The sequence below is a fragment of the Novosphingobium endophyticum genome (genome assembly GCF_014640675.1).
Classification (GTDB): domain Bacteria; phylum Pseudomonadota; class Alphaproteobacteria; order Sphingomonadales; family Sphingomonadaceae; genus Novosphingobium; species Novosphingobium endophyticum.
Genome location: NZ_BMHK01000011.1, coordinates 108,540 through 133,256, shown reverse-complemented (window position 1 = coordinate 133,256; position 24,717 = coordinate 108,540). Strand labels below are relative to the sequence as shown.

At 62.6% G+C, this 24,717-nt stretch carries 21 protein-coding genes and 3 pseudogenes; 8 read left to right on the top strand and 16 right to left on the bottom strand.

Annotation, left to right across the window (positions count from 1 at the left end; genetic code table 11):
• Positions 1-231, bottom strand: a pseudogene (locus IEX32_RS20660) (IS21 family transposase); the annotation flags it as partial.
• A 176-nt stretch (positions 232-407) separates the two neighbouring features.
• Here IEX32_RS20660 and IEX32_RS10250 point away from each other — a divergent pair.
• Positions 408-569, top strand: a pseudogene (locus IEX32_RS10250) (transposase); the annotation flags it as partial.
• A 5-nt stretch (positions 570-574) separates the two neighbouring features.
• Here IEX32_RS10250 and IEX32_RS10245 read toward each other — a convergent pair.
• Both IEX32_RS10245 and IEX32_RS10240 read right to left on the bottom strand, forming a co-directional pair.
• A complete protein-coding gene (locus tag IEX32_RS10245) occupies positions 575-895 on the bottom strand; it encodes a 2Fe-2S iron-sulfur cluster-binding protein (RefSeq protein ID WP_188771107.1) in 321 nt (106 codons plus the stop codon).
• Positions 896-907: 12 nt separating this feature from the next.
• Complete coding sequence (locus tag IEX32_RS10240; RefSeq protein ID WP_188771105.1) at positions 908-1,306, bottom strand: VOC family protein; 399 nt, start codon at positions 1,304-1,306, stop codon at positions 908-910.
• Between the two features lie 438 nt (positions 1,307-1,744).
• Here IEX32_RS10240 and IEX32_RS10235 point away from each other — a divergent pair, with 438 nt between their 5' ends.
• Positions 1,745-2,791 (top strand): VOC family protein, encoded by a 1,047-nt coding sequence (locus IEX32_RS10235; protein WP_188771104.1) that lies wholly within the window; start codon positions 1,745-1,747, stop codon positions 2,789-2,791.
• A gap of 45 nt (positions 2,792-2,836) precedes the next feature.
• Here the strand turns inward: IEX32_RS10235 and IEX32_RS10230 are convergent, their stop codons facing one another.
• The 11 genes from IEX32_RS10230 to IEX32_RS10180 all read right to left on the bottom strand — a co-directional run bounded on the left by IEX32_RS10230 (position 2,837) and on the right by IEX32_RS10180 (position 15,360).
• A complete protein-coding gene (locus IEX32_RS10230; RefSeq protein ID WP_188771103.1) occupies positions 2,837-3,973 on the bottom strand; it encodes an FAD-dependent monooxygenase in 1,137 nt (378 codons plus the stop codon).
• Positions 3,974-4,016: 43 nt separating this feature from the next.
• Positions 4,017-4,367, bottom strand: coding sequence for an alpha/beta hydrolase family protein (locus IEX32_RS10225; RefSeq protein ID WP_188771102.1), 351 nt, complete (start codon positions 4,365-4,367; stop codon positions 4,017-4,019).
• 14 nt (positions 4,368-4,381) lie between these two features.
• The gene (locus IEX32_RS10220; protein WP_188771100.1) at positions 4,382-4,885 is read right to left on the bottom strand and encodes an alpha/beta hydrolase; all 504 of its coding nucleotides are present in this window, start codon (positions 4,883-4,885) and stop codon (positions 4,382-4,384) included.
• 45 nt (positions 4,886-4,930) lie between these two features.
• Positions 4,931-5,947 carry a phosphotransferase family protein gene (locus tag IEX32_RS10215; protein ID WP_229736304.1) on the bottom strand — a complete coding sequence of 339 codons (1,017 nt, stop codon included), beginning with the start codon at positions 5,945-5,947 and terminating at the stop codon, positions 4,931-4,933.
• The gene (gene eno / locus IEX32_RS10210) at positions 5,914-7,194 is read right to left on the bottom strand and encodes a phosphopyruvate hydratase (protein WP_188771098.1); all 1,281 of its coding nucleotides are present in this window, start codon (positions 7,192-7,194) and stop codon (positions 5,914-5,916) included. Before eno ends, IEX32_RS10215 begins: the two co-directional genes overlap by 34 nt.
• 2 nt (positions 7,195-7,196) lie before the next feature.
• Positions 7,197-8,153, bottom strand: a complete 957-nt coding sequence (locus IEX32_RS10205) for a C-terminal binding protein (RefSeq protein ID WP_229736303.1) — start codon at positions 8,151-8,153, stop codon at positions 7,197-7,199.
• A 28-nt stretch (positions 8,154-8,181) separates the two neighbouring features.
• The gene (locus IEX32_RS10200) at positions 8,182-9,450 is read right to left on the bottom strand and encodes an OsmC-related (seleno)protein (RefSeq protein ID WP_188771096.1); all 1,269 of its coding nucleotides are present in this window, start codon (positions 9,448-9,450) and stop codon (positions 8,182-8,184) included.
• A gap of 61 nt (positions 9,451-9,511) precedes the next feature.
• A complete protein-coding gene (locus IEX32_RS10195) occupies positions 9,512-10,534 on the bottom strand; it encodes a dihydrodipicolinate synthase family protein (protein WP_188771094.1) in 1,023 nt (340 codons plus the stop codon).
• A gap of 104 nt (positions 10,535-10,638) precedes the next feature.
• Positions 10,639-11,658: a LacI family DNA-binding transcriptional regulator gene (locus IEX32_RS10190; protein WP_188771092.1), complete on the bottom strand. Its 1,020-nt coding sequence runs from the start codon at positions 11,656-11,658 to the stop codon at positions 10,639-10,641.
• A gap of 100 nt (positions 11,659-11,758) precedes the next feature.
• Complete coding sequence (locus tag IEX32_RS10185) at positions 11,759-13,975, bottom strand: TonB-dependent receptor (protein ID WP_229736302.1); 2,217 nt, start codon at positions 13,973-13,975, stop codon at positions 11,759-11,761.
• Between the two features lie 47 nt (positions 13,976-14,022).
• Positions 14,023-15,360 carry a spinster family MFS transporter gene (locus tag IEX32_RS10180; RefSeq protein WP_229736301.1) on the bottom strand — a complete coding sequence of 446 codons (1,338 nt, stop codon included), beginning with the start codon at positions 15,358-15,360 and terminating at the stop codon, positions 14,023-14,025.
• Positions 15,361-15,608: 248 nt separating this feature from the next.
• On the opposite strand from IEX32_RS10180, the gene IEX32_RS10175 reads away from it, so the two are divergent.
• On the top strand, positions 15,609-17,141 hold the full coding sequence (locus IEX32_RS10175) for an aldehyde dehydrogenase (protein ID WP_229736300.1): 1,533 nt from the start codon (positions 15,609-15,611) through the stop codon (positions 17,139-17,141).
• Between the two features lie 24 nt (positions 17,142-17,165).
• Here IEX32_RS10175 and IEX32_RS10170 read toward each other — a convergent pair whose 3' ends face one another.
• Complete coding sequence (locus IEX32_RS10170) at positions 17,166-18,218, bottom strand: Rieske 2Fe-2S domain-containing protein (RefSeq protein ID WP_188771088.1); 1,053 nt, start codon at positions 18,216-18,218, stop codon at positions 17,166-17,168.
• A 146-nt stretch (positions 18,219-18,364) separates the two neighbouring features.
• Here IEX32_RS10170 and IEX32_RS10165 point away from each other — a divergent pair, with 146 nt between their 5' ends.
• Positions 18,365-18,931 carry a TetR family transcriptional regulator gene (locus tag IEX32_RS10165; protein ID WP_188771086.1) on the top strand — a complete coding sequence of 189 codons (567 nt, stop codon included), beginning with the start codon at positions 18,365-18,367 and terminating at the stop codon, positions 18,929-18,931.
• A 74-nt stretch (positions 18,932-19,005) separates the two neighbouring features.
• Here the strand turns inward: IEX32_RS10165 and IEX32_RS10160 are convergent, their stop codons facing one another.
• Entirely contained in the window at positions 19,006-21,348 is a 2,343-nt protein-coding gene (locus tag IEX32_RS10160) for a TonB-dependent receptor (RefSeq protein ID WP_229736299.1), read from the bottom strand.
• Between the two features lie 247 nt (positions 21,349-21,595).
• On the opposite strand from IEX32_RS10160, the pseudogene IEX32_RS21075 reads away from it, so the two are divergent.
• From IEX32_RS21075 to kce, 4 genes and pseudogenes are all read left to right on the top strand, one after another.
• Positions 21,596-22,817: pseudogene (locus IEX32_RS21075) on the top strand (spinster family MFS transporter).
• Between the two features lie 9 nt (positions 22,818-22,826).
• Positions 22,827-22,958: a hypothetical protein gene (locus tag IEX32_RS20920; RefSeq protein WP_268236731.1), complete on the top strand. Its 132-nt coding sequence runs from the start codon at positions 22,827-22,829 to the stop codon at positions 22,956-22,958.
• Positions 22,959-23,145: 187 nt separating this feature from the next.
• Positions 23,146-23,715, top strand: coding sequence for a cupin domain-containing protein (locus IEX32_RS10145; protein ID WP_229736298.1), 570 nt, complete (start codon positions 23,146-23,148; stop codon positions 23,713-23,715).
• On the top strand, positions 23,712-24,638 hold the full coding sequence (kce, locus tag IEX32_RS10140) for a 3,5-dioxohexanoate:acetyl-CoA acetone transferase (protein WP_229736297.1): 927 nt from the start codon (positions 23,712-23,714) through the stop codon (positions 24,636-24,638). Before IEX32_RS10145 ends, kce begins: the two co-directional genes overlap by 4 nt.
• Positions 24,639-24,717 lie beyond the last annotated feature (79 nt).

The window sequence follows — 24,717 nt, the reverse complement described above, 5'->3', positions numbered from 1 at the left end:
CAGGGCGCGCCAGTCGCGGATACGCCTCTCCAGGGTTCGCCGGGAGCCGAACTCGGTCTCGGGATATCGGCGGCGCAGTTCCTCGAAGATGGCGACGGGGCGAAGACCGGGAGCGGCCTCCAACATCGGCACGACGACTTCCTCGAAAATACCGGCCAACGGATCAGGACGGCGTCGGCTGCGCGAGGTCTGCCGCTGTGACGGCAGTCGCGTATCCTGCAGCACCCGATAGCNCACGACCATCACAGGCCCCACAAAAAAGGACCTCCGGTGTCTCGGGACCGGCTACGGGCTACGCCCTCCGCCAATCCCGAGACACCGGATTCTCATCTTGATCGTCGCGCTCTCTCATCCAGATCGCCGCGCGACAAAAGTCCAATCGCAGGTCGAAGCCATACTTCAGCACATGGCTCTACCGCGAGCGCAACCTTATCGAGCGGTTCTTCTCCAAGCTGAAGCACTTCCGCAGGGTTGCTACCCGCTACGACAAGCTGGCCGAAAACTTCCTCGCTATGATCCAACTGGCCTCAATGCGCCTGTGGCTGCGGGTTTATGAGTCTACGGCCTAGTGCCGTCAGTCTTCTGGCGCGATAGTCACCGCAAGTCCGTCGAGCTCTGGCGAAAGCACTATCTGGCACGATAGCCGAGAGGTGGCGTTGCGGAAGTCGGAACTATCTAGCAAGTCGTTCTCGTCGCCGCTGACAGGTAGAATCCTGTCCTCGAACCCGTTGTCGATGTGCACGTGGCAAGTCGCGCAGGAACAGCATCCCCCACAGAGGGCGAGCAGTTCATCGAAGCCTTCGTCCCGAATGGCCTCCATAAGGGTGATGCCTTCGGCGGCTGCGATGCTGCGGGTCTGACCATCGCGTCCGGTAACGCCAATCGTAATCGTCATTGCCAAGGCCCCTTACACGAATGCGTAGGCGCAAATCTTGTTGCCGGCCGGATCTCGCAGGTATCCGGCATATGCTCCCGGCAGGTGCCCTCTTGGCCCGCTCGCGCCTTCGTCGGTTCCGCCCGCAGCCAGGCCGGCAGCATGGAATGCATCGACTTCGGCAGGCGATGCCGCCGCAAAACCGATCGTGACGCCATTGCCGCTGGGTGCCTCGCCGTTGCCGGGCTTCAGAACGAGAAATGCGGGTTTTTCCTTGCCGTAGAGAACACAGGAATCGCCGAAAGGCCCCAGGTTTTTGACACCCAGCGCGCCAAGTGCCGCATCATAGAATTTGCACGAGGCTTCCAGATCGGAAGCCCCGACACATGCATGGGAAAACACGTCGTTTCCGGAAATCACGGCATCAGCCATCTGAACTCTCCCGATTGAGACCGGTCAGACGCGATACGGATCGGTTGCGGCGCATGGAGGGTGCCCCACGCCAAAGGCCGATGCCGTAATCGCCAGCTGTGGGCCGATTACGATACGATTCGTATCGCATCTACATCCGATTTTTCGCATTGCAATCAGGCCGGAATCCTTCAGCATCAAAACCGACAGTGTCATGACCGCTGGAATTCCCCATGATCGTCGCAAAAAGTCCGGGAATACCACACCCGAACGGCCCCGATCGCTTGACCAGAGACGACCCCACATTTAAGATACGACAAGTTCATTATATGAACTTGCAGGACTTTCGAGCCGGATGCGAAAGCGTCAGCCCCAGAAGGGGCCGACAGCCTCCGCCTTACGGACACGAAAGCCTGAAGAGAAGAACTTACGAACGAAGATCCCGAAAGGACCGAGAGGATGCCAATCTGTTCCGTTGAACGCATCATATACGGCGTTTCAGACCTTGCCGCGTCGGCCCGATTCTATGACGATTTCGGCCTGCAGGCCGTTTCCCGTTCGGACAGCAAGGTCATTTACAGACTCGACGAAGGATCGAAGGTGATCCTGCTGCGCGACGACGATCCGTCGTTGCCGGTGCACCATTACAAAGGTTCGGGCGTTCGCGAAGTGACTTACGGTGTCGATGCCGTGGACGACCTTGAACACTACGCCGGTCGCGTCGGCACCGACCGCGAAGTCCGCTGGGGCGATGATGGTCAGTCGATCCATTTCATCGGCCCTGAAAATATCCGCCTCGCCCTTCGCGTGTGGCGGCGCAAACCGGTCCTTTACGCACCCGATCCGGTAAACGCGCCGGACAATGTGAAGCGGCTGAACCAGCACCGGCGCTGGCGGGTACGGGCGAAGCCCAAGACGATCAATCACGTGGTCTGGCGGGTGGCCGACATGCACGCCTGTCTGGAGTTCTGGCGCGATCGGCTGGATTTCAGGATGACCGACTATCAGGTGGATGCCGGCATCTTCGTCCGCCCGGAAGGCGCGAACCAGCATCACACGAACTATTTCCAGAGGGCCGAAGCCCTGCCGCCTTTCACGCTTGGTTTCGATCACGTGTGCTTCGGGGTGGAGGACATCGACGAGATCCTCGCCGGCTCCAACTACATGGAACGGCGCGGCTACACGAGCCCGCTGAACGGCGTGGGCCGCCATCGCATCGCGTCTGCCCTGTTCTGCTATTTCGACAATCCGGCAGGCGGCATGGCCGAATATGGTGCCGACACGGACTATCTGGATGACCAATGGATACCGCGCGTGTGGGAAGCGCGCTTCGGCGCATTCAGCTGGACCAATCACATCCTGCCGTTCCTGCCGGAAGAGGTTCCCTGGGAAGTCTCTTTCGACAAGACCCTGCTGCCGGACGGGTCCGTTCCGGAGAAGTTCGCCTATCCCGAAGCAGCGCGGGAAGAGGCCGCGAGCCATCCCGACGAACCGGCGATCGGTTGAGCGATCGGTTACCGGCGGCGCTGTGATGGCGCCGCCGGACCGGTATCAGAATTCGTCGGCCAGCAGCGCATATCCGCGTTGCAGCAGATCCATGCTCTTGCGATGCCCCTCCATCGTGGGGTTCTGTTCGTTGTAGCAAATGGCGAGTGACGTATCGAGGATCGGGCGCACGCGCGGTTCGCGCCGATTCTCGAAGCGGGCCAGCGTTTCGGCAAAGTCACGTCCTGCCGAAATCTCCTCTGCCAGCACGACCGCGTCCTCTATCGCCATGCCGCCACCGGACGTGAGCTGCGGCGACATCGAATGCACCGCATCGCCGATCAGCACGACGCGCCCCTTGTGCCAGGGCCGTGGCATCATCAGGACATCGAATGGTCGGTAGGACAGCGCTTCCGCTTCGTGTGCCCGTTCGACCGTTTCAACCAGTTCGGGGGCGGTGAAGCTTGCCACCCGTTCCTGCCAGAGATCTGCCACTTCCGTCTGCGACAAGTGGCCCGGACGTTCACCAGTTTCGAGAATGAAGTAATAGCACTTCTCGTCCGACAGCGGGATCGCGCCGACCCCCGTGCCCACGGCGGCGCGGTAGAATGTGACACCGTCCATTTCCGGCGGACGCGGAGCGGTGTAGCGCAGCCCGCCCTGCCCGCAATAAACGGGCTTCAGCGTATCGCAGAACAGGCGATGGCGCATCACGGAATTCGCACCGTCGGCACCCACGAGGATGTCGCAACCGACCTTCTCGCCGCCGGATAACGCAAGCGTGACGCCGTCCGCAGTCTCCTCCAGATCCTCTACCGTCGTTTCAAAGTCGATCGTCGCACCTTTGGCAGTGGCATGATCCTCGAGGATCTGCGCAAGCACCGGACGCATGATGCCGAATGCACCGGGCCGGTCGGGACGAAACGTTCGGGGCAGCCTGATCTCGTCGATCAGTTTACCGCCAGCATCGCGGGTCTTCACACAGTCATAACCGTAGCCACGCGTGATGCAGGTATCCGCAAGGCCGATCCGGTCGAGGGCGCGCAAGGCATTGCCAAGCAGCGAGATGCCCGTGCCAAGCCGGCTTGCCCGGTCGCCCTTTTCGATGATGCGAACCCCGACCCCGATCTGGCGCAAGGCGACGGCCAGCGTCAGCCCCGCGATCCCGCCGCCGACGATCGTCACGCTCCTTATTGCTGCCATCCTCATCCTCTCTCGTTTGTTGTGCCGGCGCGTCAGGCCTGCCCTATCCGGGTGAAAGCTCTGCCATCAGTTCGGCGAAGCTGGATACTCGCGCAAAGGGATTGAGAGCCCTCGCCTCGTCCTCGAAAGAGCGGCGTTCGGTAAGGGTGCGGCGGTAGAAGAAGATCACTTCGTCCATGATCGCAGGCATGACCGATGGCGTGGCGCAGAACTCGTGGGTCTGCGAATGGAGGTAGTGGAACTCGACCTCGGCCCCTGCGGCGACATAGGCCTGCAGCAGGTCGAGCCCGGCATCCAGCGGCTGCATGAAATCCGCCATGCCACCGATAATGAATGTCGTGGGGGTGGCCGCGTTGACATAGTGAACAGGGCTTGCCGCCCGTGCAGCCTCCATCCCGCCTCCATTTATCAGCGCGGCGATCGGGGCAATTCGATGGCTGCGGGATCGCTGTCCAGCCGCGCCGCTGCAAAAAACGCGACGACGGCGGCAACGCCGCTGCCTTCCGATGAACCGCCGACTTTGCCTTCGTGACTCGAACCGGGCTGCGTTCCAGCCACCATAAGGGCCAGATGCCCGCCGGCCGAATAGCCCTGCAACGCGATTTTTTCCGGATCGACGCCCAGTTCCGCGGCGTTGTGGAGAACCCAGCGTACCGCGTCGCGAACGTCGTCCACCTGCGCCGGGAAAGCCGCCTCGCCCACCAAGCGGTATTCGGCAGCGATGGCGACAAAGCCGGCCGCAGCCAATGCCCTTGCATAACCGTAGGTTGCCGAACGATGGCCGCGCGCCCAGCCGCCGCCATGGAGCAGAATAACCGCGGCGCCGTTCGGATCTTCGATGGGGCGGAACACGTCCAGTGCGATATTCCTGCGACCTTCACCGGCGACCAGTTCGGCGGTCCAATCGTTCATCTCATTGCTCCCGTCTTCTGGTTGGCATCACTCGCACAAGCCCGATCATGCAATCAGCAACGAAAGGGCATCGGACAACCGGTCGACCCGCGCGCCGACGCATTCACGCGCCGCCTTGCGCAACGATAAACGATCATCTTCCGACAAATATTCAAGCGGCGATTTCCCATCGACACGGGCCAGCGCGAGCGCGGCCAGCAAAGGTGCCGCGCGCGCCTCCAGATCCGCCGGATGCTCCCAGTCGACGTTTTCAAGATAGGCTTGACTGAGGGCCGCGAACGCCCCGACCAGCGCTTCGCGACCGGGCAGTACGCGCGCCTTTATCGCAAGGTGGTTGAGGCAAAAGGCAAGGTCGAATGCCGGATCACCGAACCACGCGGTTTCGGCATCGATCAGGACCGGACCGTCCGGACAGCACAGGATGTTTTTCGGGCTGACATCACCGTGAACAAGCGCGCACTTCGTCGCCAGTGTCCGATGAGCCGTGTCGGCGATGATCGGCGCAAGGTCGGGATGAGCGCGCGCCGTGGTAAGCAGATATGGGTCGATCCGCAACGCCTCGAAATTCGTCTCGGTCGCAAATCGCTCCGGCACCTGCGCATCGTGCGCGCCTGCCGAATGGATCGCGGCAATCATCCGCCCGACGTCTCGCGCGAAATCCTGATCGACGTGGCCAGCGAACATCTGCGCCTTCCACACCGGGTGGTCCTCCGGCGGCAGGAACTCCATCGCAAACAGGCCGCGCGGCTCGTCATGCGCCAGCAATCGCGGTACTCGCACGCCCTCGATACCGCTGGCGAACTTCAGATAGTTCCACTCCACTGCGTTCCGGTCGACCGGGGCCTCCCAGTTGCTCGCCACCCGCAGTTTCGCCAGCGCCCGCTTGACGCATATCTCGCCGCGCGGCGTGGTAACGCGCCAGATTTCGGAAGAGACACCGCCCGTCAGCGCCGCCCACCGACAGTCCTCACCATCCGAGGCAAGGTCATGCTCGTACAGAAAGTCGTCAAGTTCGGGCGCCGGTGCCGTCACAGCGGGGCAAGGCCGGAAGTGCCCGCCCATGGCAGACCGGCCTCCTCGATGCGGAGAAGCTGGTTGTACTTGGCCAGCCGGTCGGACGTGCGGACGGAACCCACCTTGATCTGCCCACCGCCGCAGCCGACGGCCAGGTCCGCGAGGTAATCATCCTCCGTCTCACCGGATCGTGCGGAAACCACGATGGCATAACCACCCTCGCGCGCCTTACGCACGGAGTCAAGCGTGCCGGAAACGGTGCCGTTCTGGTTGACCTTGATGAGAGCCGCATTGCAGATATCGGCATCGATCGCCCGTGCGATACGGCCGGGTTGCGTGGCGAAAAGATCGTCGCCGACCAGCTGGATACCGGGCAGCCGCCGCGTCATTTCCGGCCAGTTCGCCCAGTCATCCTCGCCAAGGCCGTCCTCTATCGACACAATGGGATAGCGGGCGACCCAGCGGGCCTGCATCTCGATCATTTCTGCCGAACTGTAGACCCGCCCCTGCCGCGAAAAGGGATAGTTCCCCTCGGCATCGACCAGCGAAGACGATGCGATGTCCAGCGTGATGGCAACGTCGTCGCCGGCCCTCAGCCCTGCGCGGCCGATTGCATCCACCATCAGGTCAAGTGCCTGTTCGGCATTTTCGAAACCGGGAGAAAGCCCGCCCTCGTCCGCAAGCAGCGTCGGCAGGCCAAGCGCGGCGCAGCAACGTGCAGCTTCCGCCCTCACCCGGCAGATCCAGTCCAGCGCTTCGGAATAGGAGCCCGCGCCGACCGGAATGGCGAGAAAATCCTGCACGTCCATCCCGCGCCCGGCGTGCAGACCGCCCGACAGGATGTTCACCATCGGCAGCGGCATCGACGGCTCTGCACCGGCAAGTTCGGACACACGGCGCCAGAGCGGTTCGCCCCGCGCCGCCGCCCCGGCCCGCAGGACTGCAAGGCTGACCGCAAGCGTTGCATTCCCGCCCAGCCGCGACAGGTTCGCCGTGCCGTCCAGTGCAAGCATCGTATCGTCGATAGCCTGCTGGTCTAACGCGTCGAGCCCGCAGACCGCATTGGCGATCTCGCCCTTCACGTTAGCGACGGCGTCGCGCACGCCAAGCCCTTCGGCTTCCGCACGCCCGTCGCGAAGCTCGACCGCCTCGGCCTTGCCCGTCGACGCGCCAGAGGGCGATGAGGCACGGGCCTGACCGCCGTTTGCCAGCGTGACTTCGGCTTCGACGGTAGGCCGCCCGCGGCTGTCGAGGATCTGCCGGGCATGGACCGTCATAATTCTGGTATCGGTCATTCTCAGGTCCGGGCTTGGTTGCATGGGTTTTCAGGCGGAAGACCGGCAAGGACGCGAACGACCTCCTCCGCCGATCGCCGCCGCAATTCGCCCAGCGAAGCTGCCGAAGAAAAGGCGATGTGCGGTGTGACGATGACATCATCCCGCTCGATCAGCGCGCGCGGCGGTTCCGGTTCGCCCTCGACGACGTCGAGACCTGCTCCGGACAAATGCGCGGCATCCAACGCCGCCAAGAGCGCGTGGTTGTCCACCAACGGCCCCCTGCTGACGTTGATCAGGCATGCGCCGGATTTCATCTGCGCGATCGTTTGCGCATCGAACAGGTGATGGGTCTGCTCCGTCAGAGGCGCATGAACGATCACCACATCGCTTTCGCCCAGCAGTTGTTCAAACGGGACCGCGCGCACGTTCATGCCCGTTTCGCGGCCACGGTCCACCGTGCTGACCGCGCAGCCGAAGGCAAGCAGCCTGCTTGCCGTGGCCTTGCCGATCCGGCCAAAGCCTACAATCCCGATGGAAAGGTCGGAGATGCGCGTCAACCGCGCGGCTGCCGGGTTCCAGTTGCCCGCCTTGACGTCGCGATCGAATACGACCGTGCCACGTGCCCAATCCAGCAGGAGCGCGACCGCGTGATCGGCGACCTCGCCCACGCAATAGTCCGGCACGTTGGTGACCAGCACGCCGCGACGGGTCGCTTCGCCCATCGCGATATTATCCAGCCCCACGCCAATGCGGTGTACCACGGCCAAATCAGGCGCTGCGGCGATGGCCGCCCCCGACACTTGCGCCCAGCAGGTCATGATCGCAGCGGGCCGATGTTTCGCGACCAGTGCCGCGATCTCGTCTGCGGGGGACGGCACGGACGGCCCGGCGACGAAACTATGGCCCGCAGCCTCAATCACGCCGCGTTCAATCGAGGTGTCCGGCCATGCGTAGTCGGTTTGCAGGACCAGCGCCATCAGCGCGCACCTGCGCTTGCATGATCGATCAAAGGTCTTCCCCGTTGTGCAGGATGCGCGAATGGACCTGCGTCGGCTGGCGGATCGACTGCAGGGCGATGCACGCGTCTTGCACGCCGGTCACGAACACCCGGATGCGGTCCGCCGGTTCTGGACTGTCGATGATGATGCAGGTGTCGAACCCTTCGGCACCGCCCGCCGGCGGCTCGATCTGGCCGAAAAATCGCCCGCGCACTTCCACCTTTACCCGCTCCACCGCCAGTTTCGAATGCGACAGCGCCATTGTGATGTGGGTCAGAAGGCAGAACGCGATCCCCGAGGTGAGATAGCCCAGCGGCGAAGGCGCGTCGTCATCGCCGCCGATCGGCCCGCCTTCGTTGCAATAGATCTCGAAAGGACTCCATCCCGGCATCGGCGTGCCGACTATCGCCCGCTTGCCCTGCCCGCTAACCGGTTCGGCCACGGCCTGCATGTGGAAGCGCACGGCATTGGCAGAGCTGCTTTTCACGTGGGCCAGTTCGTTCAGACCCTCGACCGGCGGCAGACTTTCCACCTTGCGCACCGTCGGCCCCTCTGGCCTGACGACGGCCCAGGACATCGTTTCGTTCATTGCTTCCATCCTCTCCCGCTGCAATAAATCCACGTTGCAGATCATGCCCTGGGCAGCTGCGCGCGCGGCCAGTTCGGCGCGCGCAGCTTCGGCCACCCCTGCACCGGCGGCCATCCGCGCCCTGATACCCGCCTCGATCGCCTCGTTTTCGTGCGCCTTGTTCAAGACCGTTTCGACATCTTGCGGGGCGATCACGATGACGCCGTCGTCGTCGACGGCAACCCAGTCGCCCGGCGATATGCGAACGCCGCCGATCTCGATTGGAACCGAGGGTCGCCCCGGTCCGGCCCTGCGATGCGCCATCGGGTACAAGCCCCGCGCCAGGAACGTCAGCTCCATTTGCGAAAGCGCCGCACGGTCACGAATGTAGCCATCGACGATGACCGCAAGGACACCGCGGCGGGCCAGATCGCTCGCCAACATGTCACCCATGTAGGCCGAGGTCCCCGGCCCCCGGATGCACAGGACGGCACCCGGCTGCATCCCTTCCATTGCCGCCCAGACAGCTTCCAGCGAGCCTTCGTCGCAATCGGCAGTAACCGCCGGGCCAGCCGCCGTTCTCGTTCCGGAATAGCGGATCAGACCGGGATCGAGCACGCCGCGCCCGCCCGCGGCATTCGCCAATGCCGAAACCGCAAACCCGGCTAGCGCCCGGCCATAGATCGGTGCAGTCGTATTCTCGGCCATCTCTGCCGGTCACTCCTCTCCGCCGCGCGCCGGCCTTTCGACGCGCGGCATGGCCTATCGCTCAGCCGACCGTCTCCAGCGCGGTCCTGTGCGGGTATTTCTTCTGCATCTCTCGATCGAGCATGGCGAGTTCGCGAGCGGTGTCGCCGCGTTCGGCTGGCGCCACGTGATAGGGCGGCAGCGGCGGACCGGCCTTGATGTATCCCGCGTGGTGGATCCGGGTCTTGAGCGCCATGATCTTGTTCATGTGCCAGCTGTCCGGACCGCCAGCCGTGCTGAACTTGTCGCCGGGCCACGGGGATTCGTCGATCATGGCCTGAGCGCGGTCCAGCTCGCCCGCCTCCACCGCGTCGCGCACGGCCATAACGAAGCCGGGGGCACAGTTGATGTAGCTGGACCAGCAGGCATCAACCCCGAACATCCGGTTCACGATCGGCCAGTCGGTTTCCTGCGTCAACAGCTTGATCCTGCCGTTCACCGCCTCGAAATCGGCGTTGTAGGTGCCGTTGCCGATCATGTTGCTGATGACCAGCACCGTGCGATACTTGCACGCGACGATCTGCGGCATCTTGGCCAATTCGCGATAGACCGGAGTGGTAATCGGCCGTTTGAACGCCTGCGCATCGTCGTAGAGCATCACCGCCATGTCGGGAAACTCTTCGGTGATGTCCCTGTACCATTCGACGACCGCAACATCGTCCATGGCCGAAAGCATGCCACGCCCCAGGTTCAGGCCATGCGCGCCCATTGCACGGAACTTGCGCGCACGCTCTATCGTCTCGCGCGTGTTAAGCGTGGTCGCACCGGCGAAAACCGGCACACGATCCTTCACCGATTCGACGACGGCGCGGGTGAAATCCATGATCTCGTCCAGCGACAGAGAGGCCAGCTCTCCGAACGTACCATTCAGCACGATGGCGCTGGCACCATCCCTGATGAGAACGTCCGCGGCGCGCGCCGCTTCGTCCAGATCGACGGCGTTTCTCGTATTCCGGTCGATCGCGATATCGGTCCGCACCGTGGTCGGCTGATACGCCACCACGCCCTTGATATCATCGACACTGATCTGCGGTAGCCTGCCCATGCTCATGCATCCTCTGACGAATTCACTCCACTTGTGCACACGTGTACATTGGCAGCTGAAGGTGCGCAATATGCGTTAGCATAAAAAGTGAACGATGAGGATCGTTATTTATCGTTTCCGGCAATCGCCGCTGTCGAACCACGCGCAACCAGTTCGAAGGAAAGGACTGTCTCGCCCTCGCTTGCTTCACCGTCGCCAGCCTCTGCCACATAGCGTGAAGCCGCTTCGGCAAGATCGCGCACCGGCAGCGTGATCGATGTAAGCCCGCCGGGCCATGCCTCGTACCATGGCGACACGCCGGCAACGACAACCGACAACTGTGCGGGAATGGCTATGCCTTCACGCGTGAGCGCACGCATCGCCGCAACGCTGATCGGTGCGCTGGAGAGATAAAGGGCAGTCGGCCGCGGCTTGAGCGCGAGCAATTCCAGCACGGCATCGAAGCCGAATTCGCCATCGGACGGCCCCAGCCGGACGCATGCAGGGTCCACGGCAAGTCCCGCATCCTTCATCGCCGCCGTCACGCCCTCCATCCGCGCCTGACCGATCGCATAGTCGAGTGTCGGACCGACGAAACCGATCTGCCGGTGGCCCAGCGACAACAGGTGCTCGATCGCCAGTCGCGCGCCGCCGCTGGCCCGCACGGTAACACGCGGACCGGCAAGCCCCGGATGGGTCTGCATGAACTGAACGCAATGTACCGTATTAAGCAGGGAAACGGTTTCGGGATGAGGCTTGCGCGTAAGGGCCACGACGATCGCCGTCGGCCGCGCTTCCAGCAGTGCCCGCACCAGCGCAAGTTCCCTGTCCGCGTCATCGCCCGAAACCGAAAGGATCAGCTGCTGGTGCCGCTCGCTGCAATCGTCGCTCAGCTTCTTGGCAACGGCGGCGTAGAACTCGTTGGTAATGTCCGGCAGTAGCAGGCCGACCACATTGCCATGCCCGCGTTTCAGCATTCGTGCGCCGGAGTTGACGACATAACCCAGCCGATCTGCAGCCTCCCGCACCCGCGCCTTCGTCTCGGCGCTGATGCTGGCATGGCCGGAAAGCGCCCGCGACACGGTCGGGTGCGACAGGTTCAGTTCGGCAGCAATGTCCTTCAGGGTCGGTTGCGGCCTGCGCACTCGGTCCTCCGCTCGTCGACCGCCGGACTAACAGCCGCAAACCAACCTGTCACCCGAAGGTTGCGGGCCGAGGACCACCCTCCCCGACCCGCCTGCTGGATCAGAAGCTGATCCGTCCGCGCACGCCATAAGTGCGCGGCTGGTTGATCGTCGGCCGGTTGAAAGGGCCGGACTGGATGCCACCGGAGTAATAGGCGGCCTCCGTCAGGTTGCGGCCCCAGAGCGCGAGGCTCCACCGCGCTTCCGGCGCCTTGTACTCGATTTCGGCGTTGACGATCGCGTAGCCACCGTCGAGCGTGGTCGGGCTGAAATCGATCGAGGTGTAGCGTTTGGACGCGAAGGTCATGTCGCCACCTGCGGTCAGTTCGCCGCCATCCGCCATGTCGAACACGTGACGATAGCTGGCGCTGCCCGCCCATTTCGGTGTGCGCATCATCGGGAAGCCGGAACAATCGATCGCGACACGCGCCGGCGGCCCTGCCGACAGGGTGGTCGTCGGGCACAGAGTGCCGACGGGAGCGGCCGGCTGCACGCGCACGAAGTCGGAATATTCGGAATCGACATATTCGACACCGAACGTGAGCCTGTCGTTAGGGGTCGGCAACCAGATCGTATCGATGCTGAAGCCGACCGATTTTGAATCCGACGCATTGGTCGTCTGGAATTTCGGTTGGCCAAGAACGTTGAAACCGACGAACGAAATCTGCTGGTCGGAGATATCCCAATAGAACGCCTCGAGGTTCAATTGCAGCGTATCGTCGAAGAAGCGGTTACGCGAACCGAAGACGTAGGCGACGATCGTTTCGGGGGCGTAAGTGGGGTCCACCGATGCCAGGTCGACGTAGGAACCGCCGCCCTTGAACCCCTTGCTGACAGTGGCGAAGATCGATGAAACTTCAGCAATGTCGTACTGCGCACCGACCTTCCATGTCACCGCGTCGGCGGTAACGTCTTCGTCGACGTAGAAGTCGCCAGCCTCAACGCCCGGCAGGAATTCTTCGGTCGCGAGCGGAGAGGGATAGATCTGGTTCTGGTACCCGCCGGACGTCGAATTTTCCCAGGTGTAACGCAGGCCGCCGATCAGCCGGAAGCGGTCGGTCACGTCCACGGTCGTCTCGCCGAAGACGGCCCAGGATTCCACCGACAGCGGATTGACCAACAGGTTGACCGCCGGACGCCCGGCCGCCGGGTTGGGGTTGATGATGTCGAAAGTCTCGTCGTTGGTGGCCTCCAGGTAGTAGGCACCCGCGACCCAGCGAATGCCGCCCCCCTGATGGGCCAGTCGCGCTTCGAACGACTTCTGCTCGATGTCGGCATCTTCCTCGATCCCGTAGCCCGGCACATAGCTGCGCTGCTTCAGGCTTTCGTGCCGGTAGGCAGGCAAAACCGTCATCGTGGCAAAACCAAGATCCCAGTCGAGTTCGACGCTGGAGCTCCATTGGTCCAGCTCGTTGAACGGATCTGCCAGAGGGCGGAAGCCGCTCACCGTAGTCGGCCCCGTATCGCTGCGCGGATCGAGCGCGCCGATCCACGGATGTCCGGCGTCGACGCGCGGCACCACGACCGACCCCGGCCCAACGCCCCTCACCCGCGCGGCATCGAAAGCGAACTTCACGCTGACCATCGCCGATGGCTCCCACAGCGCGCGGACGCGACCAGCGGTCGTATCGTCATCGCTCGTTCCGTCGGACAAGTAACCGTCGTGCTCGACATGGTGGCCAGCCAGCCTGACGGCGAAATTATCGCTGACGGGCAGGTTCACGACGCCGGTGAAATCGAACAGGCTATAGTTGCCGAGGCTACCTTCGAAATACCCCTCCAGCGAACCGATCCGTGCGCCCTGCGTGATGATGTTGACCGCACCGCCGCTCGCGTTGCGGCCATAGAGCGTGCCCTGAGGCCCCTTCAGCACTTCGACGCGCGCAAGATCGAACATCGCGGGCGAGATCTGGCTGGTGGTGAAGAGGTAAACGCCGTCCGCGCTGTAGGCGACGGCGGATTCCTGCACCGACTTCGCATTGAACGAACCGACGCCGCGAATGTAGGTCTGCACCGAATTACCGGCATTGGCGAATTGCAGCCCCGGCACCGCGTTGGCGAGTTCACGCACATCGGTAACGCCGCTCAACTCGTCCGCCGTCACCGTATCGATCACGACCGGCGCGCGCTGTGCCGATTCCTCGGTCCTTTGCGCGGTCACGATGATTTCGCCGATGCCGCCCTGCTGTTCTTCATCCTGGGCAAAAGCCGCGCCCGGCATGGCCGCAACAATGACTGCGCCGGCCAGAAGCCGCGCGCGCAACCGTGTATTCCTCATCAATGGTCTCCCCTGGGTCGATAGGGCCCGGTTGTTCCGGGCTTTCTTCAGTTGTTTGCCTGCAAATAGTGGCGGCGCCGTTCTTCATAGGCATTCCGGCAGGACAGGCAGGCGATGAAGCTTGCGAAGATGATCGGCGTGAGGACGACGATCATCGATTTGCCGAGGGCGTTCGGGTCCTTGAACAGGTAGTCGTTGACCAGCGCGACAAGCGTGACGGCAGCCGTCATGCCAAGCAGGCCGGACAGGACAAAGTGCAAGGATGTGGCGCGCCCGCGGAACTGGTTGGGCGTGATGTCGTGGATCGTCGGCGCAACGCTGGCGAGGCCGAGGCCGCTGCCGAAGAAGAACAGCGCGACACCCGCCAGCGCCATCGATCGACCACCCGCGAACACGATGACGACGAGCGCGGCAAGCGCCAAGGGCCACCACGCCAGCGGCACGACAAAGCGTCCGCCCCGCACATCGCGCGCCACCAGCCAGTCGGTAAGAAATCCGCTGGATACGCATCCGGCCATCCCGGCCAGCGCAGCGACAGGCCCGATCATCACGCCGGCTTCGGCCACCTGCATCCCGAAGATGCGCACGAAATAGGTCGGGATCCAGCCCGCAACGGCATATCCGGTGAAGGCCGTGAAGGCCGAGACGATGTGGACCGTCGCATAGACGCGCGGGGCGTTACGCATGTGTTCGATGAAACCCTCACTCGAACCCGTGCAGGACAAAGTGACCTGCCGCCGCTCCGGCTCGCGGACAGTGAACATCAGGGCGGACAACAAGATGCCCGGCGCACCGATGATGATGAACGTGCCCTTCCAGCTGGCGATCTCTCCGATGTAGGGAAGGTATGCCGTACCCACGCCGCCCAGGGCCTTCAGCACCAGCCCGCCGATCAGCATCGACGCACCGCCGCCAAGGTAATTGGCCATGTTGTAGACACTCATCGCCCTGCCCCGGCGCGATGGCGGGAAATAGTCGGCGATCAGCGAGAACGCAGCCGGTGCAAGGCAGGCCTCGCCAATGCCGACACCGGCACGCGCGGCGAACAGTTCCCAGTACGTGTCGGCAAAGCCGCCGGCAGCCGTCATCACGCTCCACAAGGCAATCCCGAAGGCCAGCAGGCGCCGCCGGTTGAACCGATCGACCATCGCACCGAACGGCAGTCCGAACGCCACGTAGAACACCGCGTAGGCCATCCCCTGAAGGATGCTGACCTCGGTATCGGTCAGGTCGAGGTCAGCCTTTATCGGCTCCACCAGCAGGGAAACGATGTTGCGATCGAGATAGGACGTTATGCCGACGACCAGCAGCACCAGCACCACGTACCAAGCGTAGTGCGCACGTGGATAATCAGGCGATTGAACACGCCCCGCAAGTGACGCCACGGCCCTGCCCTCTCCAACCCCGAAAATACGATATATATCGTATTCTTTATAATCCCTGCCGACTCTCATAGGTCGGATAGAGCCGTGTTCTAACGGCCTATCTTCGACTGACATGCACCGTTTTCTATGTCAATCACGTTTCGAAACGGCATGTTTATTTATAATTCAGAAAATCACCTGCAGTGAGCCTATTGCAGGCATTACCAAGCGTATGTACACGTGTGCGTACATTACCAATGGAGAGGTTCGTGAAAGTCGAAAACACTATCGACGGTGCAGTTGCTGCCGAAAGCCGCGGGCTTTTCATAGACGGGCGCGAAATGGCGCGGCCGGATTGCGAAACCATCGCCGTGCTGTCTCCAAGGGACGGGACGACCATCGCGCATACGCTGAATTGCGGCGAAGCCGAGGTCGACATGGCGGTACGCAGTGCGCAGCGCGCCTTTCGCGATCCCGATTGGGCGAACATGTCGAACCGCACGCGCGCCAAGCTCGTCCTGAAGATCGCCGACGCGCTCGAACGCAACATGGACGAACTCTACGAGCTGGAGACGCTCAACAACGGACGCCCCTATCGCGAAACCCGTGCGCAGCTTTCGCTGATGGCCGATATCTACCGTTATTACGCGGGATTGATGATCGCCAAGCGCGACCCCCTGATCCCGGTCGAAGGCCCGTACCATGCCTTTGCCAAGCGCGTTCCGGTTGGGGTCGTGGCAAATATCTCGCCCTTCAACCATCCCGTCCTGATCGCCTCGCGCAATTTGGCGCCCACGCTGGCGTCGGGTTGCACGACGGTGCTGAAGCCTTCCGAACTGACACCGCTGACCGCTATCAGGCTGTGGGAAATCATGCGCGAAGCGGGCTTGCCACCGGGCGTGTTCAACCTTGTCACCGGCGATGGCGCCAACGCGGGCCGCGCGCTTGTCGGGCACCCCGGCATCAACAAGCTGGCGCTGACCGGTGGCACCGAATCGGGCCGGTTGGCGGCACAGGCCGCGGCGCGCAATTTCACGCACACGACACTGGAACTGGGCGGCCTGACACCCGTCCTTACCTTCGACGATTTCGATATCGAACGCGCGGTGGACTACGCGGCGTTCGGCTCCTTCATAGGCGCTGGCCAGACCTGCGTCTGCGCATCGCGCCACATCGTCCAGCGCACGATCTATGACGAATTCGTGGATCGTTTCGCGGCCAAGGCAAAGTCGATCCGCGTTGGCGACCCGACCGACCCGCACACGCAGATGGGGCCGATGATCTCCGCCCGTCAGCGCCAGATCGTTCTGGACTACGTGAAGACCGGCCGCGACGAAGGCGCACGGCTGGTCGCAGGTGGCGACGTGCCTGCCCGGCTTGCCGATTCGCGCGGTTTTTACATGGAGCCGACCATCTTTGCCGACGTGTCGCCAGAGATGCGGATCGCTCAGGACGAGGTTTTCGGGCCATACACGGTCGTGATCCCGTTCGATGACGAGGAGGAAGCGATCGCCATCGCCAACAACTCGCGCTTCGCCCTCGCTGCTGCTGTCAGGACCAACGACATTACCCGCGCGCATCGCATCGTGGACCGGCTGGAGGCGGGCGTGATCTGGGTGAACGACCATCACCGCGCCGACGCATCCTTCCCGTGGGGCGGCTTCAAGGATTCGGGCCTGATGCGCGAAGGCGGTCAGGAATCCTTCGACTACTACTTCACGACCAAGGCGGTGATGATCAACAAGAGCAGCGAGCGGTTCGACTGGTTCGAACCGGAAATGCGCGACATGCGGATGAACTGACCGCGCCGGCAGCGCGCGAGGCGATCAATCCGCGATCGTTTCCCGCGCCATCCAGCGATCCACGGCGCGGCGCGCCTCCACCCCGGCGGCATCGGCCTTCACGCTGCGTTCCCCGGTGGACCCGCGACGCGGCGTGCGGCTGATGGTCTGCTGCACCTTGACGAGGATCTCTTCGTCCTCCTTGAACCCGTGGACCAGCAAACCCGCGAAGTGATCCATCGTCGCATCGTCGTTCATCATGTCACGGCCCACCACGTAGAAATACAGCATGCTGGTCGCATCGATCGGCGTTGTCAGGTGCGCGAAGCATACCTGCCCGTTGCAATTGTCCGGCTGGTCGGGATCGAAGAAGGCGACCTCGCTTTCGTGGGATGCGGGCGAGAACGATTTTCCGGTTCCGACCCGCGTCCAGATCTTGCCCGGTTCGAACCCCAGCGGGATTGCGTAAGCGGCGGGCAGCGGGCTGCGTTCGAATGCCTGCCGGTACATGACGACGTCGCCTTCGGTAGTCACCTTGGGCGGATTGACGAAGTCCAGAATGCCGAAACTCGACTCATGGACATAACCGAGGTGCGTCAGGTCCAGCACGTTCTCCTTCAGCAGGAGGTAGTTCGCCGCAATCTCCATCGAACCCTTGCGCGCGTTGAAGGCCGGATCGGTCATCCAGTCGAATTTCGGCGGAGGCGGCACATCGTCGATCACTGCCTTGTCGCCAAGGTAAATCCAGACGAGCAAGCCTTCCTCGCGCACGGGGAAAGTCTCGACCCGGATCGGTGCAGGCCCGTTCATCGACGGCACCCGCTGGCACCGACCGTCGGGCGCGAATTCGAAGCCGTGATAGCCGCACTGGATCGCGTCGCCCTCGATCTTTCCCGATGACAGCGGCGCCTGCCGATGGGGGCAGCGGTCTTCCAGCGCGACGACATCTCCGGCCTCGGTCCGATATAGAACCACCGGCGTGTCGAGCAACCAGCGTGCCAGCGGCGTGCGCCCGACTTCGTCGGCAAAGGCGGCAACCCACCAGCAATTGAGCGGATAGTTCCTGGCCGGGCCAGTATTCGCAGCGATCGTCGCCATCCTCGTCTTCCCGTTTTTTTCGCCGGCCCAGCGGACCGGAAATGTCATTCCGGCAGAGCTGCAAGGGCCTTGCCCCGCGCTCTCGCCCATCTTGGCTAACACTGTTAGCCTTGATCGTCTAGCCGGTCGCGGTATGGGAGGTCAACATGGATATCAGGCCACCGCAGCAAAGATTGAGCCGCCCGCGCATCGTCGACGAGGCCATTGCCCTTTTGCGCGACGAAGGGCTGGAAAACGTGACGCTGCGCCGACTGGCGGCACGGCTGAAGGTCGAGGCGCCGTCACTCTACAATCACATCCGCGGCAAGGACGAATTGCTCGGACTGGTCACCGTGCGGCTGTTCTCGAATCAGCTTGATGAAATCGGACCTTGCGTCACGTGGCAGGAATGGCTGCGACAGCTTGGCCGCGTGCTGTGGTCGACCCAGACCCGCATTCCCGACAGCGGCTCGCTCGTGGCGACGACAGCGTTCACGCCGGACCAGATCGAGACGATGTCCGACCTTGCCGCCGCGCCTCTGCTCGCGTTCGGAATAGCGCCAATCGATGCGCGGCACATGCACCTTTCCGTCCAGGCCATCATCTTGGGGTTCAGTGCACTGATCGAAGGGCCCGGGACGGAAGCCTTCACCGCCGAAGTCCGGATAGAGCCGCTCGTGGCCGAAAGCATCGACGCCCTCGTCCGTGGATGGGAAGCGAAGCTGGCACCGTAGCGCGGCCCATCAAAAAACAAGGGCGCGCCGGAATTGTCCGACGCGCCCCATGATTTCATCCGATCGAAACCGGATCAGAAGTTGTAGCCGACGCGAACACCATATGTGCGCGGCGGCGAGAGCGATTCAAACACCACGCTGGTCGAGAGCGGGTGGAACGGCGTGTAAGTCGATGTTATCTCATCGGTCACGTTGTTGACGAAACCGGCAATGTAGACCTCCGGCTCGTAGAAGGAGAGCTTCAGCTGGAGATCGGCCATGAAGCTGCTCTTCTCCAGCTGGAACGGAAGCTGCTCGTTGCCGACATAGGCCGACGAACGGTAGCGACCGTCGGCATTGAACACGAGCCGTGCATTGTCGGACAGGTCGAACTCCTGCTCCAGCCCGGCGCTGATCGACCACTTCGGCGCGTTGATCGCCGGGAAACCCGAACAATCGACGACGAACACCGCGTCCGACGGCTCAAAGGGGCAACCGGTGGGCGGGGGACCGACAAGCGCCGGCGTTTCGTAAACGAAGTTGCGCCGCTCGGTGTCCAGGTACTGGACAAGGCCCGTCAACGTGGTCGTCGGGGTAACCTTGCCCACCAGTTCCAGTTCGGCACCGCGGATGCGGGTGCCGCCGATATTGAAGGTGCCGAATTCGACGCCGCCCTGGCTGTTGAAGGCGAACTGGGAGATCTGCTGGTCCTTGTATTCCCACCAGAACAGTTCGAGGTTCAGCTGCAGCCGGTTGTTGAGGAACCGGTTCTTCGAACCGAGTGTCCACGCATCGATCGTTTCCGGCTGGAAGACCGGATCATCGACCGAGTTGTAGAAGCCACCCGCCTTGAAGCCGGTTTCGAAGCTGCCGTAGATCATCGACTGCGGCGCGACATCATATTCGAAGCCCAGGCGATAAGTGAACTTCTTGAAGGTCTCGTCCGGCTCGTTGTAGGCCGTTCCCACCAGCAGCGTCGCGTTGTTGCCATAGGGCTGCGCGGGGATCAAGTCGCCGTTGCCATCGAAGAAAATCGGCAGCGGGTCGAACTGCACCGGCGACAGGGTCGGCGTTCCGATACAGAACGGAGGACCGCTCAGGTCGTTGCACACGACGCGGGCGTTGTAGGCAAAGATCTCGGCGTTCTTCTTGTCCACCGTGTAGCGACCGGCCGCAGTCAGGCGGGCCGCGTCCGAAAGGTGGTAGGTAACCCGGCCGAACGCGGCGTAGCTGTCCGTGTCGTTCGAGAAATCGGCGAAGAAGGCGTTAAAGTCCTGGTTGTAGTTCGCCCGTTCGTGCGATTGCTCCGACAGGTAGAAGACGCCGAAGATATAATCGAGCGGCCCGCCCGAGTTCGAGGTCAGCCGCGTCTCGAACGAGTACTGGTCATCGTCCAGCTCGGTCAGGAAGCACTGGGTCGTACAGGTCAGGAAGTCGACCTCCGCGCGGCGATATGCGGGAATGACCGTGATGTCGCCGATCGACGTGGTCAGGGTCGCCTCGACAGCGAAACCGAAATAGTCATTGTCCTGATAAGGCTCGAACCCGGTTCGCTCGCCAAGGAATGAGCCGGCCGGGAACGCAAGTGCGTGCAAGTAGGGCTGTGCGACCGGATCGAGACTGCCGATGCGGTCGTCGCGGTCGATCCCCTGAATCGTAACGCCCGGCCCCACCCCGCCGACATGGGCGTAATCGCCCATGACATTGATCGAGAAATTCTCCGTCGGCTCGGCGGCCATCTGGACGCGGAATGCGTACATGTCCTCGTCATTGGTGCCATCCGACAGGTAGCCGTCATGCTCGGACTTGATGCCGGAAATGCGCAGCGCGCCATCGTCGCCCATCGCGAGATTGACAGCGCCTTCGACCTTTACCGCGCCGAAATTGCCGAACTCGCCATTGAGGTAGCCCCCCGTTTCGCCAAGGTCGGGCTTGCGGGTGATGACGTTGATCTGACCGCCGGTGGCGTTGCGGCCATAAAGCGTGCCCTGCGGGCCCTTCAGCACCTCGACGCGCTGCAGGTCGTAGAACATGCCCTGCACAGCGGAGCTGCGGGCGATGGTCACGCCGTTGACCGCAACGGAAACAGCCGCATCGCTGTTGGAGTTCGTGGTGAAGTTGCCGACGCCGCGAAGGTAGAACTGGGTTGCGGAGCCGCCGATCGTCGAGATTTGCAATGCAGGCGCCACGCGCACCAAGCCTGCCGTGTCGGTGATCGCGGCACGTGCCAGCGATTCACTGTCGACCGCGGTGATCGCAAGAGCGGCCTTCTGCAGGCTCTCCTCGCGCCGCTGCGCGGTCACCACGATTTCGGCAAGGCCGCCTGTCGTGGTGGCGGATTCATTGCCGTCCGTTTCCTGGGCATGGCCAGTGGCGGGAAGCGCAACCACCCCCGCAGCCAAAATCGTGGAAACCAGAAGTGACTTGTTGATGGACACGCAGATCCTCCCTCTCATTGTCTCGGGCCTATTCCGGCCCTTGGCGTTCAACTCGCAGACTCCCGCCGGATCGGGCCCCGCTTAATTATTTATCATGTTATGGATTGTTATAAAACGATGCGTATCATAATGGAAGAGGGAATTTGCACCTCTGATGAATTGTCACAAATTGGCGAAAGCGCAGCGCCCGTCGCAATGACAGTTCCGTAGGGGAGGCATTGCCTCCACACGCATATGAGACCGGGGCATGGCGTTTGAACCTAGCGATCCGGTGCGTATTGTTTACATCGTTGCGCGAACATCGGAATTGGGGAGATCGAGGTTGTTACACGAAGGTCGCGGCCGCAGTCAGGGCAGTTCCCGCACGTACGAAGCGGCTGTTCTTGCAATGCTGACGCTGGCTTATGCGCTGAATTTCCTCGACCGGCAGATCATCAACATCCTTGCCGAATCGATCAAGCGCGACCTGCAGATCAGCGATACCCAGCTGGGACTTCTGACCGGCACCGCGTTCGGGATGTTCTATTCCATACTGGGCATTCCGATTGCCCGACTTGCCGACCGTACGCACCGCGTGCGCATCCTGTCTGCCGCCCTGATGATGTGGAGCGTCTTTACCGGCCTTTGCGGTCTGGCCGCCAGTTTTACGCAGCTTTTCATCGCGCGGCTCGGCGTCGGAATTGGCGAGGCCGGCGGCACCCCGGCATCCCAGTCGCTGCTTTCCGACTATTTCCCCGCCTCACGGCGCGCGACAGCCTTGGCAATTTTCAGCATGGGCCTTCCGATCGGCACGGCGCTCGGCTTCGTGGTCGGCGGATATCTCGACGAAATGGTCGGCTGGCGCCATGCGCTTGCCATCGCGGCCGTTCCCGGCATTCTTCTTGCGCTCGTCATTCTCCGGTTCCTGCGCGAACCGCATCGCGGTGCGGCCGACGGGGTCGACGGCACCGCCATGGAACGCCCCCCCTTTCGGCCCCGCGATCCGAGAATTGTTGCGCAAGCGCGGGCTGCTCTATCCCGTCATCGGCGGGTCTTGCGCGATCTTCGTGAACTATGTCAGCAATGCCTGGCTGCCTGCATTCTATATCCGCCTGCACGGGATGGATGTCGGGCAAGCCGGGCCCTGGATCGGGCTTTGCGTGATGACCGGCGGATCGGTCGAGGTGCTGGGCGGCGGCATTCTCGTCGATCGTTGCCGCCCGAAGTTCCAATCTGCCGAAGTCGTCGTGCCCGCCGTCACGATCCTGATCGCACTCGCCGCGCTGTTCGGCGTGCTGCTGGCCGAAAACACGCAGACCGCCATTGTGTGGATGTTCGTGTTCTACACATTCATCACCGCATGGATGGGGCCGACCAATGCCGTTGTGCAGCGCACGGCGCCGGTCCGATCGCGGTCACTGGCGACGGGTCTGCAACTGCTCATCGGCAACATCGTCAGCCTGGCGATCGGCCCTGCACTGGTCGGCTAGCTATCCGACATGTTCGGCCGCTCATACGGAGTCGAAGGTTTGCGCCTGGCCCTGCTCTGCGTGCCGGCAGCAGGCCTGATCGGCGCCGAATTCTACATCGCCGCCCGCCGTCACCTGCTGGCATCGCCGGCCACGACATGACATTTGTCGCGCCATACCACGGGGGCTGATGCCTGGGGCGGTTGCGCAATCCCTCAGGCTCCGCACGCCACCTACAAAGTCCCTGACAGTCCCTAGCCGGTTGACCGCGAGTCCAATTGGTGACATGGAGTAACTGAACGTGACGGACCGTATTTAAAAGTGCGGGAAATCGGTGGATCGGAAAAACATGTCCATAGTCGAAGAAAATACATACGAGAGGGCTGAGAACGGGGCAGTGATGCGGCGTACGCGGCGCATTGTAACGGGGGAAAACGAGGCGGGACGATCATATATCGTTTCCGACGGCCCCGCACCGAATTACGTACTGCCCGCCCACTCCCCCACGCTGGCGCAGGTTATCTGGGCCACGGGTGAAGGCGCCGCAGAAGGCGATGATCCGGCACCGGCAGGGCATGGCTTCGGCTTCCACTCTGCTAACGGCACGATCCTGCGCGTTGCGGACTTTCCGCCCGATGAGGAATACGATTATTCGAGGGTCGAGAATTTCCTCGACGAATATGGCGTGCGCGATACGGAAAAGCCGCGTCACTTCTGGTTCCACAAGACCCCGTCGCTCGATTATGCTATATGTCTCGAAGGCGAGATCTACGCGATGATGGACGATGGCGAAGTGCTGATGCGTGCCGGCGATATCCTGATCCAGCGCGCAACCAACCACAGTTGGTCCAATCGTTCGGGCAAGCTTTGCCGCATGGCATTCGTGCTGATTGCCGAGGATGAAGGATCGGACGCGTGAGCAAGGTCATCATCACGTGCGCGGTGACCGGCGGGGCGCATACCCCGTCGATGTCGCCGCACCTGCCGTGCACACCGGAAGAAATTGCCGATCAGTCGATCGAAGCCGCAGATGCAGGCGCGTCGATCATCCACCTTCACGCCCGCGATCCCGACGATGGCCGGCCCACAGGCGATCCAGCGATTTTCCAGCGCTTCCTGCAACGGATCAAGGGCGCAACGGATGCGGTCGTCAACATCTCAACCGGCGGCGGCGGGCCGACGATGACGGTGTCAGACCGCACGAAAGCGGCGCTGACCCTGCGCCCGGAAATGTGCTCGCTAAACATGGGGTCGATCAACCTCAACCTGTCCGAACTGGCGGAAAAGGATCGCGACTGGAAGCACGACTGGGAAAAGCCGTTCCTGGAATCGACCAAGGACCTGGTGTTCAAGAACACCTTTGCCGACATCGAATGGATCATGGAGAACATCGGCGCCAACGGCACGCGCTTCGAGTTCGAATGCTACGACGTGAGCCATCTCTACAGTCTGCGGTATTTCGCGGACCGCGCGCTGGTGAAACCGCCGTTCTTCATCCAGACCGCCTTCGGCATGCGCGGCGCGATCGGCGCCCACCCCGAAGACCTGATGCACCAGAAGCGCACGATCGACCGGCTGTTCGGGAACGAATACCGCTGGTCGGTACTGGCGGCCGGCGTCCACCAGATGCGGATCAACACGATGGCAGCCCTGATGGGTTCCAATGTTCGCGTCGGGCTTGAAGACGGCCTCTACATCTCGCGCGGAGAGCTGGCCATTTCGAATGCCCAGCAGGTCGCCAAGATCCGCCGCGTGCTGGAAGAACTGGGCATGGAAATCGCCACACCTGACGAGGCTCGACAGATGCTGCACCTGAAGGGCGGTGGCGACGTCGGCTTCTGAACCGCCGTCACCCATCAGCCAAGTCAAACGATGGCCGGTCTCGACAAGAGGCCGGCCATTTTTTCATCCGAAGCGGGCC

Bases quoted from the DNA above. Each gene is read 5' to 3' on its own strand.
- IEX32_RS10245 (WP_188771107.1), bottom strand. From the start codon at position 895: ATGACGATTACGATTGGCGTTACCGGACGCGATGGTCAGACCCGCAGC.
- IEX32_RS10240 (WP_188771105.1), bottom strand. From the start codon at position 1,306: ATGGCTGATGCCGTGATTTCCGGAAACGACGTGTTTTCCCATGCATGT.
- IEX32_RS10235 (WP_188771104.1), top strand. From the start codon at position 1,745: ATGCCAATCTGTTCCGTTGAACGCATCATATACGGCGTTTCAGACCTT.
- IEX32_RS10230 (WP_188771103.1), bottom strand. From the start codon at position 3,973: ATGGCAGCAATAAGGAGCGTGACGATCGTCGGCGGCGGGATCGCGGGG.
- IEX32_RS10225 (WP_188771102.1), bottom strand. From the start codon at position 4,367: ATGGAGGCTGCACGGGCGGCAAGCCCTGTTCACTATGTCAACGCGGCC.
- IEX32_RS10220 (WP_188771100.1), bottom strand. From the start codon at position 4,885: ATGAACGATTGGACCGCCGAACTGGTCGCCGGTGAAGGTCGCAGGAAT.
- IEX32_RS10215 (WP_229736304.1), bottom strand. From the start codon at position 5,947: ATGGGCGGGCACTTCCGGCCTTGCCCCGCTGTGACGGCACCGGCGCCC.
- eno (WP_188771098.1), bottom strand. From the start codon at position 7,194: ATGACCGATACCAGAATTATGACGGTCCATGCCCGGCAGATCCTCGAC.
- IEX32_RS10205 (WP_229736303.1), bottom strand. From the start codon at position 8,153: ATGGCGCTGGTCCTGCAAACCGACTACGCATGGCCGGACACCTCGATT.
- IEX32_RS10200 (WP_188771096.1), bottom strand. From the start codon at position 9,450: ATGGCCGAGAATACGACTGCACCGATCTATGGCCGGGCGCTAGCCGGG.
- IEX32_RS10195 (WP_188771094.1), bottom strand. From the start codon at position 10,534: ATGGGCAGGCTACCGCAGATCAGTGTCGATGATATCAAGGGCGTGGTG.
- IEX32_RS10185 (WP_229736302.1), bottom strand. From the start codon at position 13,975: ATGAGGAATACACGGTTGCGCGCGCGGCTTCTGGCCGGCGCAGTCATT.
- IEX32_RS10170 (WP_188771088.1), bottom strand. From the start codon at position 18,218: ATGGCGACGATCGCTGCGAATACTGGCCCGGCCAGGAACTATCCGCTC.
- IEX32_RS10165 (WP_188771086.1), top strand. From the start codon at position 18,365: ATGGATATCAGGCCACCGCAGCAAAGATTGAGCCGCCCGCGCATCGTC.
- IEX32_RS20920 (WP_268236731.1), top strand. From the start codon at position 22,827: ATGTTCGGCCGCTCATACGGAGTCGAAGGTTTGCGCCTGGCCCTGCTC.
- IEX32_RS10145 (WP_229736298.1), top strand. From the start codon at position 23,146: ATGTCCATAGTCGAAGAAAATACATACGAGAGGGCTGAGAACGGGGCA.